Annotated in this window: 13 protein-coding genes; 3 read left to right on the top strand and 10 right to left on the bottom strand. The window is 59.7% G+C overall.

Annotated features, from left to right (window positions below; genetic code table 11):
* Positions 1-34: 34 nt before the first annotated feature.
* The 3 genes from IMCC20628_RS02750 to IMCC20628_RS02740 are packed head-to-tail and all read left to right on the top strand — an operon-like array spanning position 35 to position 3,218.
* On the top strand, positions 35-721 hold the full coding sequence (locus IMCC20628_RS02750) for a response regulator transcription factor (protein WP_047028930.1): 687 nt from the start codon (positions 35-37) through the stop codon (positions 719-721).
* Positions 718-2,145 (top strand): sensor histidine kinase, encoded by a 1,428-nt coding sequence (locus IMCC20628_RS02745; RefSeq protein ID WP_052766267.1) that lies wholly within the window; start codon positions 718-720, stop codon positions 2,143-2,145. The genes IMCC20628_RS02750 and IMCC20628_RS02745 overlap by 4 nt, the downstream gene beginning before the upstream one ends.
* Entirely contained in the window at positions 2,142-3,218 is a 1,077-nt protein-coding gene (locus tag IMCC20628_RS02740) for an ABC transporter substrate-binding protein (RefSeq protein WP_047028929.1), read from the top strand. Before IMCC20628_RS02745 ends, IMCC20628_RS02740 begins: the two co-directional genes overlap by 4 nt.
* Positions 3,219-3,275: 57 nt before the next feature.
* Here IMCC20628_RS02740 and IMCC20628_RS02735 read toward each other — a convergent pair whose 3' ends face one another.
* The 10 genes from IMCC20628_RS02735 to IMCC20628_RS02690 form a co-directional block, all read right to left on the bottom strand.
* Positions 3,276-5,459, bottom strand: coding sequence for an esterase-like activity of phytase family protein (locus IMCC20628_RS02735; RefSeq protein ID WP_047028928.1), 2,184 nt, complete (start codon positions 5,457-5,459; stop codon positions 3,276-3,278).
* Positions 5,460-5,589: 130 nt separating this feature from the next.
* Positions 5,590-6,633 carry a glycosyltransferase family 1 protein gene (locus tag IMCC20628_RS02730; protein ID WP_047028927.1) on the bottom strand — a complete coding sequence of 348 codons (1,044 nt, stop codon included), beginning with the start codon at positions 6,631-6,633 and terminating at the stop codon, positions 5,590-5,592.
* 79 nt (positions 6,634-6,712) lie between these two features.
* Positions 6,713-9,022: a cytochrome P450/oxidoreductase gene (locus IMCC20628_RS02725; protein ID WP_047028926.1), complete on the bottom strand. Its 2,310-nt coding sequence runs from the start codon at positions 9,020-9,022 to the stop codon at positions 6,713-6,715.
* 104 nt (positions 9,023-9,126) lie between these two features.
* Complete coding sequence (locus IMCC20628_RS02720) at positions 9,127-10,398, bottom strand: ABC transporter permease (protein WP_052766266.1); 1,272 nt, start codon at positions 10,396-10,398, stop codon at positions 9,127-9,129.
* A 3-nt stretch (positions 10,399-10,401) separates the two neighbouring features.
* A complete protein-coding gene (locus IMCC20628_RS02715) occupies positions 10,402-11,538 on the bottom strand; it encodes an ABC transporter permease (protein ID WP_047028925.1) in 1,137 nt (378 codons plus the stop codon).
* Positions 11,535-13,046 (bottom strand): ABC transporter ATP-binding protein, encoded by a 1,512-nt coding sequence (locus tag IMCC20628_RS02710; protein WP_047028924.1) that lies wholly within the window; start codon positions 13,044-13,046, stop codon positions 11,535-11,537. Before IMCC20628_RS02710 ends, IMCC20628_RS02715 begins: the two co-directional genes overlap by 4 nt.
* 63 nt (positions 13,047-13,109) lie before the next feature.
* Positions 13,110-14,141, bottom strand: coding sequence for a BMP family ABC transporter substrate-binding protein (locus tag IMCC20628_RS02705; RefSeq protein WP_047028923.1), 1,032 nt, complete (start codon positions 14,139-14,141; stop codon positions 13,110-13,112).
* A gap of 166 nt (positions 14,142-14,307) precedes the next feature.
* The gene (locus tag IMCC20628_RS02700) at positions 14,308-14,991 is read right to left on the bottom strand and encodes a hypothetical protein (RefSeq protein WP_047028922.1); all 684 of its coding nucleotides are present in this window, start codon (positions 14,989-14,991) and stop codon (positions 14,308-14,310) included.
* The gene (locus IMCC20628_RS02695) at positions 14,984-16,279 is read right to left on the bottom strand and encodes a glycosyltransferase (protein ID WP_047028921.1); all 1,296 of its coding nucleotides are present in this window, start codon (positions 16,277-16,279) and stop codon (positions 14,984-14,986) included. The genes IMCC20628_RS02700 and IMCC20628_RS02695 overlap by 8 nt, the downstream gene beginning before the upstream one ends.
* A gap of 75 nt (positions 16,280-16,354) precedes the next feature.
* Complete coding sequence (locus IMCC20628_RS02690; RefSeq protein WP_047028920.1) at positions 16,355-17,500, bottom strand: site-2 protease family protein; 1,146 nt, start codon at positions 17,498-17,500, stop codon at positions 16,355-16,357.
* Between the last annotated feature and the right edge of the window lie 123 nt (positions 17,501-17,623).

Raw genomic sequence — 17,623 nt, 5'->3', positions numbered from 1 at the left:
CAACTGGACGTTTTGAGAGCGGGAGGAGTTGCCGATGCATTTTCTGGTCGTCGAAGACACGACCGATGTCGCCGAGGCCATCACCGAACGGCTGGGGCGCGGTGGACATAGCTGTGACCGGGCCGGCCTCCTCGAAGACGCCAAGCATTTCGCCGCCACCTCGGCCTATGATCTGGTGATCCTCGACATCAATCTTCCCGACGGCTCCGGGCTGGATTTCCTCAAATGGCTCAGGCAGCGCAAGAACGCCGTGCCAGTGCTGGTGCTGACCGCCCGGCTGGCCGTGGATGACAAGATCGGCGCGCTGGATTTCGGCGCCGACGACTACATGGTCAAACCCTTCGATCTGGGCGAACTCGAAGCCCGGGTGCGGGCCATCGTGCGCCGTCGCAGCGGGGAAGCCGGCGCAACACTGTCGGCCGGCAATCTCGAATTCGACATGGCGACGCGGCTGGCAAGCGTCGACGGCGAACAATTGCAGCTCACCCCGCGCGAGCAACTGCTGCTGGAAATCTTTCTGGTCAACAAGGGTCGCGTGCTGGAAAAGGATGAACTGGTCATCCGCCTGTTCGGTATGGACGCCAACGCCGGGCCCAATGCCATCGAACTCTATGTCGGCCGGCTGCGCCGCAAGGTCTCCGGCTCCGGACTGGAAATCAGAACCCTGCGCGGCCTTGGCTATCAGGCATTGACCAGCAAATCCGATGCGGCTGCCCGGTGAGCTTTGTGTCAGCCTATCCGGCCGCCAGCCGCTCCCGCTCCATTGCATGGCGGCTGACACTGCTGCTGACACTGCTGCTGACCGTCGCCGCGGCGGGAACGGCTGTGGCAGCACTTAGCTATGGTCAGACTGCAGCGACGCGCGCCTTTGACCGGCTGCTCACCGGTGCCGCGCTGCAGATTGCCGAGCGGATCGGCGTTGTCGAGGGCGAAACCGTCATCGACATCCCGCTGTCGGCTTTCGGCCTGTTGTCGCTGGCGTCGGAGGACCGGATTTTCTACCGGATCATCGGCCCCGGCGGCGAAACCCTGACCGGTGACGAAACCGTCCCCCTGCCTGAGGCCACAGAACGTGACGACGGGCCGCTGCTTTACGATGCCACATTTTCCGGCGAAGCCATTCGCGCCATCAAGATGCAGCGCTTTCTCGCCGAACGGGCCGTGCGCGGTCCGATCACCGTAATCGTGGCGCAAACCTTGCGCGCCCGCTCCGAACTCGCCAACGAGATTGTCGCCCGCGCCGTTATCGGCGTCATCATCGCCGGCGGCGTTACCCTGGCGCTGGCGCTGCTGGCGATGCACCTGGCGCTGAGTCCGTTGCGCCGGGTGGAAAATGCCTTGCTGGCGCGCGACCCCAAGGATCTGACACCGTTCTCCACCACCACGCCGCGCGAGGTCGAGGCGCTGGTGGCGGCGATCAACCGCTTCATGGCCCGGCTCGACAAGCGGGTCGGCGACATGCAGGATTTTGTTGCCGATGCTGCGCACCAGATGCGCACCCCGATCACCGCGCTCCGGGCGCAGACCGAACTCGCTTTGGAGGAGGACGATCCGCAGAAACTCAGGGCGCTGCTCAGACGTATCCGTGACCGGTCGGTCGGCGTCAGCCGCCTGACCGATCAATTGCTGTCGCACGCGCTGGTCACTCATCGTGCCGATTCAGCCACGCTGGAGTTGATCGATCTCCGTCGCGTCGCAGTGGAGGCAGAACGCGAAGCCCGCCGCACCGGCGGCGCCGAGGGGATCGAGCTTGATCTGCCCGCCGATCCGGTGATGGTCACCGGCGATGCCTTCAGCCTGCGCGAGGCGGCACGCAACCTGATCACCAATGCGCTGGCGCACGGCAACCCGCCGGTCTGCCTGAAAGTGAGCATCACTGAGGGCGGCACGGCGTTGATCGCCGCCCATGATCAGGGGCCGGGAATGAACTCGGTTCAGCTCGAGAAGATCGGCCAGCGGTTTGCTCGCGATGCTTCCAACCCGCAAAGCGCCGGGCTCGGTCTGGCGATCGTTGCAGAAGTCGCCGAATTTCATCACGGCTCAATCCGGACTGCCTTTTCCCCCGAGGGCGGGTTCGAAGTCGGCATTGACCTGCCGCTTGCGGACGCGCCTTCTGCCATTCATCCCGAAGGTGACGCCGAATGATCCGCCGCTCAGTTTTCCTATCAGTGGTCAGTGTCGCCCTATTGAGCATTTCCAGCTTCGCTGATGCAGCAGAAACCACCACAAGATTTGATCCTCGCGGCACAGAATTCGGAAATCTGGTCATTGCCAGCGTCACCGATCTGGATTTCATGCAGCCGTTGATTTCAGCGTTCCAGCAAAGCAATCCCGGCGTTGCGGTGACCTATATCGAGGACACCTCCAACAATCTCGACGCCAGTGTCTCAAGTGCCTGCTCGGATCGGGTCTTCTATGCCGACCTGGTGATTTCCTCGTCGATCGCCCAGCAGGTCCGTCTGGTCAATGGCGGCTGTGCCCGCGTGATCGGCAGCCCGGTTCTTTCAAGCCTGCCCGACTGGGCGCAATGGCGCGGCGAACTGATCGGCCTGACCTATGAACCCGCCGTCATGGTCTACAACAAGGCCGCGTTCGAAGAGGACGGTCCGCCGCGGAGCCGCTTTGATCTGATCGACCTGATGCGCCAATCGGGCAAACTCAACGGACGCATCGCCACCTATGACATCGAGGATTCCGGTGTCGGCTATCTCTTCGCCTTTCAGGATTCCACCGAAGCCAGCACCTGGGGCCGGTTGATCGAAGGCTTCGGGCGCAACAGCGTCGCCACCTTCTGCTGCAGCTCGGAAGTCATCGACCGGGTCGCCGATGGCCGCGCTTTCATCGGCTACAATGTGCTGGGATCTTATGCCTTGTCGCGCGCGGAAAACGATCCACGCATCGGCGTCATCCTGCCGAGCGATTATACGCTGGTGCTGGCCCGCGCTGGCTACATTCCACGCGAAGCCCGGGACGCCACTGCTGCCCGCGCCTTTCTGGAGCTGGCTCTGTCACCGCAGGGACGGGCAATCCTTGATGGTGAAACCCGGCTGCTCACGCCGCTGAGCGGACCGGCGGCACTGGCGCGATTGAGTGACGATGATGAGCTGACGCTTCGGCCAATTCCGCTGTCGCCGGCGCTGCTGGTCTCGCTCGACCGGGCCAAGCGGGTACGGTTCCTGTCGCAATGGCGCAAATCCGTGACCCCGCCGAGCCCATAACACGAACGGCCGGACAGGGTTTTCCCGTCCGGCCGCTCGATATGCGAAAAATCAGCTTCAGTTCGAAACGGAGGCAAGCCCATCAACGGTGAAGAACAGGGTTTCGCCGGAGCTGTCGTCAACACCGTCATTATCCGTGACAACATAGGCCTTGCCGTTGGCGTCAATGGCCAGGCCTTCGACCTTGTCGACAACATAGCCATTGAGCGACTTCAGGTCCGGCAACAGATCCCGCACTTCTTCCTTTTCAACCAGCGGCAGTTCGCCACCCAAGGCAGCAGGAACCATCTGGCTCATGGCGACGCGGTAGATCTTCTTGTTCGCGGCTTTCTCGCCGATCTGGTTGTCCCGCTCGATGATGTAAGCATAGTCACCGTGGATCTCGATGTCGGACAGCCCGACCCAACCCTTGTCGGCCGGCGCATCGAGTGCGTAGCGCACGGCGCCCCACTCTTCGCTCTCGACATTGTAGGAGACGAGCTTGACTTCGCCCTTGGCGTCATCCTTCCAGGAGCGCTGCATCGGCATCCACAGCACATCCCCATCGCGGGCAATGCCTTCGAAACCGAAGCGGATTTCCTGTGCCTGCAGTTCGGCTGGCAGCGGAATTTCGGTCTTGATCACGCCCTTGGCGTTGACGTTGTAGAGCGCATGCGGGATCAGCCGGTCCGTCCGGCCTTCGGACGCCAGCCAAAAACCGCCCTTGCCATCCAGCGTCACGCCTTCGATATCCAGCTTCTGGGCCGGAACACCGCCACGGGTGATGTCGAGCGCGGAGATGATGCGAGCGGGCGTCTGCGTCGCGTCGATCGTGAAGATCCGCGGCTGATAGCCGTAGAAACTGTCATTGATCGCATACAGCATGCCGGTTTTTTCCTGATCAGCGGCCAGACCCGACAGGGCGCCCCAGCCGATGAGACTGTCAGCCCCTTGCGAGGTAATCTGCGGATAGGCGGCAGGCGCTTCCTGCTGTTCATAGACCATGACATGGCTGCGCACGCCGCCATCCTCGATCAGGTCGGCTTCATTGGCCGTGACCACAAGGTTGCGCGTAGCAATCGCAACGATGCCCTCTGGTGCAATGCCCGAAGGCAGCAGCTGCACAAGAACCGGCTTGGCCAGATCGCTGACATCATAAACGCCAACGACAGATGCGCGCTCGGCGCCGACAAAGACATAGGGCTTGCCGTTAAACGTGCCGACCTCGATCGATTCAGGCTCTGCGCCCTTGGCGTCAGAACGCTTGTCGGGATAATGGCCAGTTTCAACAATGGCATATTCCAGCGACATACCGGAGTCGTAAACCACGCTGCCGTCCTTGTTGAAGATGGTCCAGCCGCGTGATCCGCCTTCGTAATCGCCCTCATTGGCAATGGCGAAATGATCATCGTCGATCCATTTCACCGCATCCGGCTCGCGCTTGCGGTCAGCCTGAGTTTCGATAAACAGGAGTGCTGCACGCTCATCAGTCAGGTCGACTTTTTCAAGCGTCACCGCACCTGCGGAGAAATGCGAGATCACCTTGCCGTCGCGGCCGATCACCACGAGATGGTTGTTTTCCTGCAATGTGAGAACTGTTTCACCCAAACCATTGACGTCGACAAATTCCGGTTCCGGATCGTCCGCGCCGATGTCGGCAAGCCCGGTCACATCGGTGAACCGCAGGCTGCCGCAATCGGCAGCCCCGTCCTTGACGTCGATCATCGCCACCTGCCCGGCTGGCATTTGCGGCAACACGCCGTCATTGAGATCTTCATCGCGTTCATTCTCGATGGCAATCACCAGGAATGAAGCGTCTTTGGCCTTGGCAATGGAATCGGGCTGTCCGCCAAGATCGCACTCAGCCGTCACGGCTTTGGTGTCGATGTCCACGGTCACCAGTTTGCCGCCGACAGCGACATAATCCTTCGAGGTGTTGACGGCGACAAAGGCGCTTGAACCGATGATGGTGACCGATGTCGGCTCACCGCCGAGTTCGACATTGCCCAAGGGCTTTGGCGCAGCGATATCGGAAATATCGACGAGGCCGACCACACCCAGCGGGCTGTCGGTATAGACAAGCCGCATGCCGTCTTCGGTGGCGGCGATGATTTCGGATGAGGTCTCGCGATCCTGATCTTCACCGGCCGCCATGTTGAGCGGTGTGGCGAAGGACGACACGCGGTTGAAGTTCATGTCTGCGGCCGAGGCGGAAGCCGCGATCAAGGCAAGAACGGAGGTGAAGCTGAGCAGTCGTGACATATGGCAATCTCCCGGTTTTGATATCCGGGGATGTGGCACAGGCACGATTGCAGCATCATGACGCTGAGATGACGGTTTTATGAAGACAGGCTTTCCCCATGAGGCCCGCCACTTCCGTCAGCGCCGACAGTTACAGATCTGCTGCCCGTTCCGCGTTCTTCAAATTCGAAGTCACGCCATAGCTGATATAGGTCGCATGCAGGAACTGCCGGGCGCAGGCCTGCCAGGAAAAATCCATAGCGCGCCTGCGGGGGAGTTCACGCGGAACTCCAAGACAGGCAAGCGCCGCCTTGCGCAGATCCTGATCCAGCGCGCCCGCCCCGCTATCACCCAGAATGTCCACCGGCCCTGTGACCGGATAGGCAGCAATCGGAACCCCGGAGGCCAGGGCTTCGAGCAAGACCAAACCAAAAGTGTCGGTCAGCGACGGAAACACGAAGACGTCGCCCATCGAGTAAAGCGCCGCCAGTTCAGCCCCGGATTTGGCGCCAGTAAATGTGACATCCAGGTAGCGCGCCTTGAAATCCTCAAGCATCGGCCCGCCGCCGACCACCAGCTTGGTCCCGGGCAGATCCATGGCGAGAAACGTCTCGACATTCTTTTCCACCGCCATCCGCCCGACATGCAAAAACACTGGCCTCGGCAGATCAAGCGGCGCCGGATAATCCGGGTGAAACAGCTTGGTGTCGACGCCGCGCGACCAGATGTGCAGATTGTGAAAGCCCTTGGCCTGGAGCTCGCTTCGCAGGCTTTGCGTTGCCACCAGACAGCCGCGCCCGGCATTGTGGAACCAGCGCATGAAGACATAAAGCCAGCTTTCCGGCATGGGATAGCGCGCCGAGACATATTCCGGATACCGGGTGTGATAGCTCGAGGTGAAACCATTGCGCTTGAGCGCGGCACGGCGGGCCAACAAACCCAGCGGCCCCTCCGTGGCAATATGGATATAGTCGGGAGCTGACTCGGCCATGCGCCGCGCCACAGCCCAAGGCGTCGTAAAAGCCAGCCGGATCTCCGGATAACCCGGCAAAGGCAGAGTACGAAATTCGGCAGGCGAAAGAATATCAACATCAATGCCGAGCGACGCGAGATCGCGCACCAGGTTTTCGATCGACCGGACCACCCCGTTGATCTGCGGACGCCAGGCATCGGTAACAATCAGCAGTTTGGGCATGCACCGGTCCGCCTGGTTCAGTCTGTCGCGGTCTGATAGCGGCGCACCACTAATCAATCAACTGTGGCGGCGGTCCGGCTTAAAGCGCCAACTTGAGTTTTCCGCCGGCAGCACGCGAGCAACAGGCCATCATCCGGTCACTTACCGCTCTTTCAGCTGATGACAAAACCTTGTCGCGATGATCGATAGCTCCCTCAAGCACCCGAACCTCGCAGCTGCCGCAGAGACCTTCCTCGCAATCGCTCGGCACATCGATACCGGCCGCCCGCACAGTCTCGAGCAGTGTGCTGCCAGTGGGGACCGTCAACGTCAGGTCGGAATCCTTCAACTCCACCACAAACGCGGTATCGTCGGCATGCGCGCCGCTGCCAGCATCGGTGCTGAACGCCTCGCATTTGAAGGCGCCTTCCGGCAAATGTGTGCAAAGGGACTCCAGTTCGCCGAGCAGGCCCCGCGGTCCGCAGGCGTGGATCCGTGTTCCAACGCTCCAACCGTCGACGATTGAATTCATTTGGGCGCGGGTCCCTTCACCTGAAACATGAAGCACGACATTTGCGCCATGATCGGCAACCATCCGGTCCAGAAAAGCCATGCGATCACGCGACCGGCCAGCGTAGTGAACTTCGTAGTCACACCCCGAAGCCTTGAGCCGGTCAGCCATTGCCACGATCGGCGTGATGCCGATGCCCCCGGCAATGAGGATGTGACGATCGGCATCCTCCTCGAGCCGGAAATAGTTTTTTGGGCCGCGCATGTGCAGCGTCATTCCCGGAACCAGTTGGTCATGAACGAACCGCGACCCGCCTCGCCCCTCATTCTCCCGCAGCACGGCGATTGAATAGAGCGGATCTGAAGGGTCTCCGCAGAGCGAATATTTACGGCTGAATTCATCGAACACGACATCGATATGCGCACCAGGCGTCCACGGCGGCAGCGGCAAGCCATCCGGGTCTTCGAGACGTACCAGCTTGACCCCCTCGGCAATGAGCTTGGTTTCAGCAACGCGAACGCTCCGTGCGATTTCCTTGGCTGAAGGGGCGCCGACTGGAAATGAGATGCTAGAAGCTGCAAGCGACGGATCGGCATGTTCGGGGTTGTTGGCCGGGTCCCATTCGACAAGAAGCCTGTCGGGTCCGCGAAAGGAAAGGCTCGGCAGATAGGTGAATTGCTGATCTGCGACCAGTTGCATGTGCGGCAGCCGGCGTGTCAGCTCCTCGATGAAAATCCGCATCTCCAGCCGGGCAAAGTTCTTGCCCATGCACTGGTGGCTGCCATAGCCGAAGGTCAGATGCTCAACCGCGCTGTCGCGATAGATATCGAGAAAGTCACCGTTCTCGAAATGACGCCGATCATGATTGGCCGAGCCGCTGACAATCAGCAGCTTGGCATCCTTCGGAATTGTGACGCCTGAAATCTCCGTCTCTCGCGTGGCTTTCCGCCGCCATGCCACCACTGAGCCCTCAAGTCGAAGACACTCCTCGACGGCATTGGGGATCAGCGCCGGATCCTTGCAGATCCGCTCCCAGACCAGTCGGTTGGACAACAACAGCTTGAGTGCATTGGTGCTTGCCAGCGACGTGGTCTCGTGACCCGCCACGATGATCGCCATCATCATCGAGTGCAGATAGGAGTCCGTGACAATGTCGGGATAGTCCGCATTCTTGCGGATGGCGTCATGCATCCAGCCGGTGCCGTCAGGCTCCTTGCGCATCTTGTCGAGCACCTTGCCGGCAAATTGCCAGAACCGGCCGACCGTATCGGCGACCGCAACCTGTTGCTCCGGCGTCGGCTTGCCCCAGGTGTTGACCGTATGCGCCACGGAAAACTCCTTGAGCGAATCCATGTCTTCCTTCGGCACGCCGAGAAAATGCAGCGCCACTGTCAGTGGAATTTCCCAAAGCATCGCCTCGACCAGATCGACCCGGCCCTTTTCGACAAAAGCGTCGACTTTCTCGCGCGTAAGTCGACGGATCATCGCTTCATGTTCGGCAAGATTGGCAGGCAGGAAATGATCCATCAGCAGCCGGCGACGCTCCATGTGCGCTGGCTCATCCTCGTTCACCAGGGTCCGGTTCATGGCGTAATTGTAGCGCTTGAGCGTCTCCACTGCTTCCTGGCTGGGCGGCACCACACGCTCGAGCGCGATCGAGGGCGAAAAGGTATCGTTGTCGCGAAACACTGCCTTGACGTCATCATAACGGCTGACGACCCAATAGCCGAGTTGCGGGCTGTAGAACACCGGTTCCTGCTCGCGCGACCACCGAAGCGCTTCCGCCGGATTGGCCAGATAGGCGGGAGCAAAAGGATCGAATGCCGCAGCCTGCGGCGAAACAGGACATCCGTCTGCTCGCCCATGCGCCGGACAAACCGCCGCCTTGTCATCCGTCATCGGCATTTCCTCCACCCGGTGCGATGTGCATCATTGTTTTACCAATACCGCACAATAGACCCTGCATCTGCAAAATGTCAGGGGTTCGCGCGCCGGGCGTACAGCTATTCCTTGATGTAAGGCTGACCATCGGCTGCCGGTGCCCGCGCCCGCCCGATGAAACCGGCAACCACCACAATCGTGGCAATATAGGGCGCCATGGCCAGAAACTCAGACGGAATCGGCGTCTGCAACAGGGCCAGCTTCTGCTGCATCGAATCGGCAAATCCGAACACCAGTGCTGCCATCAGCGCACCGACGGGATGCCATCGGCCAAAGATCATCGCCGCAAGCCCGATATAGCCTCGCCCGCCGGTCATATTCTCGTCAAACCGGCCGACCGAACCCAAGGTGAACCAGGCCCCGCCGAAACCGGCAACCATGCCGCCAAGCGTCACATTGATGAACCGGGTGCGGTAAACATCGATTCCGAGTGTATCGGCAGCCCGCGGATGCTCCCCCACCGCACGCGCCCGAAGCCCGCTGCGGGTGTAAAACAGGTAGTAGGTCGCCACCGCCACCATGATCAGCGCGCCATAGACGAAGATGTTCTGGTAGAACAGCATTGGTCCAATTACTGGAATATCCCCCAAAATCGGGATCTTGATCGCTCGGAACACTGGCGCGTTGTTGAGTGATCGGTACTCCTGAAACACCTGACTGCTGACATAGGACGTAAAGCCCAGCACAAACAGGTTGATCACCACACCAGCGATAATCTGATCCATTCGGTAGGTCACCACCAGCGCAGCCAGGAAGAAACCAAACAATCCGCCGACCACGACCGCAGCCGCCAAACCCGCTACCCCGCCCAGAATCGACCCGACCAAGGCCCCCGCGAAGGCACCGGCAAGCAGCATTCCCTCGATCGCAATATTGACCACAGCCACCCGTTCGCACAGCACCCCGGCCAAACCGCCAAGCGCAATTGGCACCGCACGCACCATTGTCGCCTGCAGCATGCCGGTAAGCGAAAAGGCTTTGCCCGCTGTCGCCCAGACCAGAAACGCCACGACGACCAGCGCCAGGCCAATGCCGAGTGACAGGGATGACCAGCGCACTCCGCCGCGAAGGAATTGTCGGACGCCCAAGAATGCCAGAAGCGCGGCGACAACAAGATTGAACTGCATCGCCGGCACGCTCAGATCGGGCAGTACCAGCGCATCGGTTGGGCGTGACAGCCGGAACACTGCACTGCCTTCAGTGCCTGCACCGAAAACAAACGCCACAAGCATAGCCAGCGCAATCAACACGCCGCCCGCGATTCTGGCATGTTTCTGTTTTCCGAGATCGGGCATGGAAGTTGAACTGGGTGTGGTTTGATTGGTCATCGCCATGATCTACTTGCCCCGCACCGTTTCAGGCTTACGAAAGCCCCAGGGGAATATTGCGCGCACCAACATTGGTGCCGCGATGAAGACGATGATCAGCGCCTGAATGATGCCGATCAGATCGATACTCACTCCGGCGTCAACCTGCATTTGTCGTCCGCCAGCTTCGAGCCCGCCAAACAGCAAGCCCGCCAGAAGCACACCAAACGGATGCGACCTGCCAAGCAGGGCCACTGCAATGGCATCAAAGCCGATGCCGGCGGAAAATCCCGGCGTCACCCTGTCGAGCACCCCGAGCACTTGCACTGTCCCGGCAAGACCGGCCAGCGCACCGGCCGAAGCCATCGCCAGAACGATGGTCAGGCCCGATCGCATGCCAGCGAAACGCGCAGCATCCGGGCTTGCACCACTGGCCCGGAACTCGAAACCGATCTTGGTTTTGAACAGCAGCCAGTAGACGACAAACACCGCCGCAAGCGCCAGGAAAATGCCGCCATGAACCCGAAGATTGGGATCGATCCAATCCAGCAACCTCGGCAGTTCGGCGTGGTCCGGAACCGACTTGGAAATCGGATCATTGCGACCTGGCCGCTGCACAAACGGCAACCGCAGCATATAGTCGATCAACCGGTAGGCGATCAGGTTGAGCATGATCGTGGAAATGACCTCATGCGCACCAGTGGCGGCGCGAAGCCAACCGGCAATCCCCGCATAAAATGCACCGGCCAATGCACCGCTCAACAGACAAAGCGGCAAAAGGACGTAGATCGGAAGCCCCGGAAAACTGAACCCGGTTATCACCGCAGCCATTCCGCCCATCAGGATCTGGCCTTCGGCACCAATGTTGAACAGTCCTGCACGAAACCCGAGCGCCAGCCCGAGGCCTGCGAGAATAAGGGGCGTTGCCGCCGTGAGGGTTTCTGAAATCGCATTGAGCGACCCAACCGACCCCTGCAGCAGCGCCAGATAGGACTTGGCAATCGTCGCCGGCTCGACACTGGTGGCCAGCATGACCAAGGCTCCAAGCACCAGCGCAGCCACAATCGCGAACAGCGGCACGATGACCAGGTCTTCGAACTCGCTGCGCCCGGGCGCCGCCCGCTTGAGCAAATTCTGGATAACGACGTCGGTCTTGCTGTCGCTCATGTCGATGCTCCCGCCATTGCCAACCCGATGGCATTCTTGTCCACCGCACCTTTGCTGGCGTCAAATTCGGCCACAACCTTGCCCCTGAACATCACCAGAATACGATCTGACAGAGCCAGGATTTCGTCGAGTTCGGATGATACGATCAGCACGCCGTCGCCCTCGTCCCGCGCATCAATCAGCCGCTGGTGAATGAATTCGATGGAACCGACATCAAGACCGCGCGTCGGCTGCGCCGCGATCAGAAATTTTGTATCGCGCGACATTTCGCGGGCAACGACAAGTTTTTGCTGATTGCCGCCCGACAGGTTCCCGGCTGCCGTGAATACTGACGGTGTGCGCACATCAAACTCCGCCGAATTCTGCGCAGCGGTCTCCTGGACCTTGTTCCAGCGGATCTGCATGCCTGACGAAAAACGCTCATCATAATAGGTGTCGAGAACCATGTTCTCAGCGACACTGAAACTCGGAATGATCCCGGTGCGTTGACGGTCTTCCGGAATATGGGCGATGCCCATTTTGTGCCGAGCCCGCGGCGAGGCGCGGGTAATGTCCTCACCTGCAAAACTGACCGAGCCGCCGACAGCTTCCCGCAGTCCCGCAAGAGCTTCAACCAGCGCGGTCTGGCCGTTGCCCTGCACGCCAGCGATGCCGACGATCTCACCGCTTTTGACCGAAAAACTCAGGTGATCAACTGACACCGAACCATTCTCGTTGAGCACCACGAGATCGTTAATCTCCATCAGCGCCGGACCGGGGTGATAGGGCTCCTTGACCACGTCGAAACTGACCGGGCGGCCGACCATCATTTCAGCCAGCTCTGTCGTCGTGAGTTTTTTCGGGTCGCCCTCACCAACAATCTCACCGCCCCGCAGGACGCTGATACGATCGGCGATTTCGAGAATTTCGTTGAGCTTGTGGGTAATGAACACCAGCGCCTTGCCGGCATCGCGCAAGGCTTTGACGATCTGGAAAAATTCCTCGACCTCTTGCGGTGTGAGCACCGCCGTTGGTTCGTCAAGGATCAGCACCTCGGCGGAGCGGAAAAGCACCTTGATGATCTCCACCCGCTGCTGAACGCCGACCGGAAGGTTTTCGATCAGAGCATCGGGATCAACTTCAAGTCCGTATTGTTTCCGGATATCGAGCACCTGCGATCGCGCCTTGTCGAGATCGAGATAATCCGCTCTGCCGGTGGGCTCAACGCCCAGCACGACGTTTTCAGCCACGGTGAACACCGGCACCAGCATGAAGTGCTGGTGCACCATCCCGATTCCAGCCGCGATCGCTTCGCCCGGTCCGTCGAAGCTGACCGCTTTGCCGTCAATAAGAATTTCGCCCTCATCAGGACGGTAGAGTCCGCACAGCACATTCATCAATGTCGATTTGCCGGCGCCATTTTCACCCAGAAGCCCCAGCACTTCGCCACTGCGAATGGTCAGGTTGACTCCCGAATTGGCCACCACCGGTCCAAAGCGCTTTGTGATACCGCGTAACTCTACATCCATCTCACACCCCCTGGTTCCATGCGGCGCAGGACATGGCCCTGCGCCGGTCTAAAGTGGAGTGAGTTACTTGGGAGCGACCGTGATCGATCCGTCGATGATGCCGGCGCGAATGGCTTCGAGTTCCTGCTTCAGTTCGGCAGGCACCGCTTCTTCCATGTCGTGGAACGGCGCCAAATCAACACCGCCATTTTCCAGCGATCCGAGCAGGATGCCGCCTTCAAACTTGCCGTCCATCGACCGCTTGATCACGTCGAGCACTGTTGCGTCCATCCGCTTGGTGATCGATGTCAGATACACTTCCTTGTGCTCCGGGTCGGTGAAATAGAGATCGGCATCGACGCCGATGATCTTGAGCTTGTCCGGGCCAAGTTCCGATGCCAGCGTTGCAGAGCCAAGCCCTACAGGCCCCGCGACCGGAACCACGATATCGGCACCTTCGTCATACAGGTTCTGGGCAAAGGCCCTGCCATCATCAAGCGAGTCGAAATTGTTGGTGAACAGCCCCTCGCGGGCCTTCGGATCCCACCCCAGAACGCTGACAGAAGTTCCCTTCTGTTCATTGTAATAGGCTGCGCCTGAGTGGAAGCCATCCATGAAGATGGTAACCGGCGGAATATTGATCCCGCCAAAGACGCCAAGCACACCGGTCTTGGTCATGCCGGCTGCAAGATAGCCGGCGAGAAACGCCGCTTCATCAGTGGCATAGACCTGACCCAGAATATTCGGAACCATTGGATCATAGGCGAAATCGACGATCGAGAACTCCTGTTCCGGGTTGGCTTCCGCTGCGGTTTTGGTGGCATCGCCGAGCAAAAAGCCGACCGTGATGATTACATCGCAATCGCCACCAATCAGCGAATTGATATTGGCTTCATAGTCGGTTTCAGCCTGGGATTCGAGATAACGCCCATCAACGCCGAGCTTTTCCTTGGCGTCGAGAACACCCTTCCAGGCTGTCTGGTTGAAGCTGTTGTCGTCAATGCCGCCGGTATCGGTGACCTGACAGGCTGTGAATGCCGATGCAGCGGTTGCCGAGGCGAGAAAAAACGCCAGTGCCGCAACGATACGACCCGACTTGTTCCGAATAATGCTCATGATGACCTCCAGGTTAGGTTTGCGTTGGGATGAACCACTCGGTCAGGCAATCGTCGGCCTGACCGGCAGACATTTTCTGCAAACGTTAATCCGAGAGATTAGCGATAGGCTACCCCGTCCCATTGACATACATCAAGTGGGCGGAAAAAACTGTCGAAAGCGGCAGTTATTGCCTGGTTCCGACGAGAATTTTCTCGGCCTGCAGTTCCACCGCATCCATTCCCTTCATGACGGTCGTCTCCCAATCGGTGGTGTCATGGCCATCCCCGGCTTGCGTCAGCTCAATCATGTCGCCGACAGCAACAACAACGCGGGAAAACGGCAACGGCGCTTCCTGTTTGTCCCAGCGTGAACTCAGCACCAGTTTCCGTGAACTAGCCACCCCGACAGGAGCCAGTGCCACTCCATGAAAGGCACTCAAATGCAGCGCGCCCGACCGGATGCGGTGATAGGGGCCAGTCGGGCCATCAAGAGCCAGTGCGATCAGCCCCGCATGATCCTTCACCTGCTGCACAAGCGCCTGATAACCACGTCCTTTCACTTCTGTGGGAAGCAAGACTGGACGGTAGCCAAACCATTTGCTGATAGACCCGATCACTCTGCCGCGAAATGAATTCATGGTGATCACCACTGCGTTCCTGCCCTGAGCCAGTGGAAACAGGGGCAAATATTTTCCATGCCAGAAAACCGCCAGAACCTGATGCCCATCGGCAATGTACCGGTCCAGCTTGTCGAGTTGTTTTGTGTCCTTGCGCAGAAGTGCACTCCACAGCCACAACACCGCAATGAGACCTCCGGCAACAATGCGCACACAGATGGAGACCGCGACCTGGCGCCACCGTTCAGCCATCCCGATCCGCCTCGCCGTCTTCATCCGGCAATATCGCATCTGCGGCGGCATGGGCAAAGTTGCCAAGAATATCCATCTCCCTGGCAATCGAGCGCCGGGTGCGCATCCAGAGACCATTGGTCTCGTCGGGCCAGCGACGCCTTTCAGCGATAATCCGTTGATAATAGGCGCGGGTTCGCGCAACCGTCTTGTCGATCGCATAGCCGGCAGCAGTCTTGTGCGCCGCCTGCCGCATGACCTGACGGCTTTCGTCGCTGGCATCGGCAATCGCACCCAAACTTGCGGCAAACCGCGCCGCATCGGTATCCGCAGGCAGCAAGCGGCCATTGCCTTTGTCGACCACCACATCGCGAACACCGGGCGCATCCAGCGCGACGACCGGGCAACCGGCCGTCATCGCCTCCACCAGCACCAGCCCCTGGGTTTCAGAGAAGGATGAAAACGCGAAGACATCCATCGCCGCATAGGCGTCAGCAAGGGCGGGCCCCTTCAACACACCGGCAAAGTGCACGCGATCTGCCAACCCTGCCCTCGTGAGCGTCTGATCCATTGTCTGGCGCGATGCCCCTCCTCCAACGACGAGCACATGCGCGTGGAGATTTTGCTCCAGAAGCAGGACAAGCGCAGAGACGAGGAAGCCGAGATTTTTCTCCGGCGCCAGCCGTCCGACATGCCCGACAAGGAACACGTCCTCAGGGATCGACAAAGCGGCACGCCCCCGCGCACCCACACCAAAGCCAAAGCAGTTTCCATCAACGCCGGTTGGCACCACGGCAACCGGGGTCCGGACGTCGTGATCGGTAAGAAAATCAGCGATGCTCTGGCTTGGCGCAATCACCCCGTCGCACAGATCGCAATAACCAAGAGAGAGGCTCAGGGCCAGACGCTTGAGCATTTCCGAATCCTGCGCCACGTAGTGGCCATAGAGCTCATAGCGGGTGTGGTGGGTGAAGACGACCGGCACATCAACCGTGCTTGCCGCGCGCAAGGCGGTATCGCCCAACAGGAACGGGTGATGGCTATGGATGATGTCAGGGGCGAAGTTCTCGATCGTGCTTGCCAGATTGCGCGACAAAGGCAACGGCACGGAAAAGTCGCTGCCGGCAAAATTCTGCACCGCCGGTATGCGCACCACGCCGGCTTCATTTTCCGGCATGTTGTCAAATTCAGGTGCGATCACCAGCACCTCGTCACCGGCGCGCCGCAAGCCCGCGGTGAGTTCACTCACACTGCGCGCCACACCTCCGACATGCGGCGTGTAGGTGTTGGTAAACATCAGTATTTTCATGACCCGAACTCCGGTTTGATTTCCATACCGGGCACTCTCACCAAGCACTCAGCCATGCAACACCATCCGCCGATATCAATGTCTCACCCCTGGTTTGGCACCTATTTCCTGCTCGAGCGCGAGATGATGCATGAGGTCGGAAAGCGAGATCACACCCAACAACCGCCCGCCTTGTGCGACCATCAGCTTGCGACGCGGATGAGCCGACAAAAGCTTGAACACCTCATTGAGCGGTGTGCTTGGCAAAACCGTGGTCTCCGGCCCCGATGGCACCATGATCTCGGAAACAGGCCGTCCCGCCCAATCCTGCCTGTCGACTGCGCCCGCACCGGCTGTGTCGGCATAGCCAAGCAGCTTCTCGCCAGACACAACGGGAACGAAGCTCACACCATGGCGCAGCATGACATCGTCAACCAGGTCCGCGATTGAGGATTCGACGTCGACCGTGTGCACCCGCTCGCTCATCAGGCTTGCCGCCGTCTTGCCGCGCAACGCCGCCTTGAACAGCAGGTTCTGGTAACTGCCGTTCGACGCATTGAGGATGAAGAAGCCGATCAGGATCTGCCAGAAACCGCCAACACCGCCCCCGGCGAAGGCCGCGAAAGCACCGGTGAGCATCAGGAAAAGCCCAAAGGCCGAGCCGATGCGGCTGGAAATACGGGTGGCACGCAACAGATCCTGCGTCAGATGCCAGATCACCGCTCTGAGCATCCGGCCGCCATCAAGCGGAAACGCCGGGATCAGGTTGAACACCGCCAGCACCACATTGATCAGCGCCAAATAGCCGAACACGGCGCCCGCCAGACCAATCTCGGACTCGCCGGCGGCAAGGTTTGACAGGCCATAAAACAGCGCGGCCAGAAACAGGCTCATCAGCGGTCCGGCGATGGCGATCTGGAATTCGGATTTCGGATCGTGCGGCTCTTCCTCAAGCTCCGCCACACCACCGAAGATAAACAAAGTGATCCCGCCGACCTTCAGACCGTAGGACCGTGCTACCAGCGCATGCGACAGCTCATGCAGGATCAGCGATGCAAACATGCCGAGCATCGCGATGATGCCAAGGACTGTGTAAAGCGTGCTGGTTTCTCTTGGAAGAACGTCCGGGAAATAGGAGGTCGACAGGCTCCAGACGATCAGCGCCGCGATCAGCAGCCAGCTCGGATCAACCTTGAGCTTGAATCCGAATATCTCGAAAAGTTGGACAGCATTCTTGAACATGACGTCTCCTGCGCGCAGATCTTGTCGTACGATCATGCGTCAGGACGCGAGCAGTTGTATTGATCGATGTCAGTCGCGCAACCTGGCGGCTATGACCGAGCATTTATCTGCGGTGCAATGGCC

Origin of the sequence: Hoeflea sp. IMCC20628 (genome assembly GCF_001011155.1) — a bacterium.
GTDB lineage: Bacteria > Pseudomonadota > Alphaproteobacteria > Rhizobiales > Rhizobiaceae > Hoeflea.
This window is presented reverse-complemented; position numbering and strand designations above follow the sequence as displayed.

Coding starts and splice junctions, on each gene's coding strand:
- IMCC20628_RS02705 (WP_047028923.1), bottom strand. CDS start 14,141: ATGAGCATTATTCGGAACAAGTCGGGTCGTATCGTTGCGGCACTGGCG.
- IMCC20628_RS02725 (WP_047028926.1), bottom strand. CDS start 9,022: ATGACGGATGACAAGGCGGCGGTTTGTCCGGCGCATGGGCGAGCAGAC.
- IMCC20628_RS02690 (WP_047028920.1), bottom strand. CDS start 17,500: ATGTTCAAGAATGCTGTCCAACTTTTCGAGATATTCGGATTCAAGCTC.
- IMCC20628_RS02720 (WP_052766266.1), bottom strand. CDS start 10,398: ATGGCGATGACCAATCAAACCACACCCAGTTCAACTTCCATGCCCGAT.
- IMCC20628_RS02695 (WP_047028921.1), bottom strand. CDS start 16,279: ATGAAAATACTGATGTTTACCAACACCTACACGCCGCATGTCGGAGGT.
- IMCC20628_RS02700 (WP_047028922.1), bottom strand. CDS start 14,991: ATGGCTGAACGGTGGCGCCAGGTCGCGGTCTCCATCTGTGTGCGCATT.
- IMCC20628_RS02735 (WP_047028928.1), bottom strand. CDS start 5,459: ATGTCACGACTGCTCAGCTTCACCTCCGTTCTTGCCTTGATCGCGGCT.
- IMCC20628_RS02740 (WP_047028929.1), top strand. CDS start 2,142: ATGATCCGCCGCTCAGTTTTCCTATCAGTGGTCAGTGTCGCCCTATTG.
- IMCC20628_RS02710 (WP_047028924.1), bottom strand. CDS start 13,046: ATGGATGTAGAGTTACGCGGTATCACAAAGCGCTTTGGACCGGTGGTG.
- IMCC20628_RS02715 (WP_047028925.1), bottom strand. CDS start 11,538: ATGAGCGACAGCAAGACCGACGTCGTTATCCAGAATTTGCTCAAGCGG.
- IMCC20628_RS02730 (WP_047028927.1), bottom strand. CDS start 6,633: ATGCCCAAACTGCTGATTGTTACCGATGCCTGGCGTCCGCAGATCAAC.
- IMCC20628_RS02750 (WP_047028930.1), top strand. CDS start 35: ATGCATTTTCTGGTCGTCGAAGACACGACCGATGTCGCCGAGGCCATC.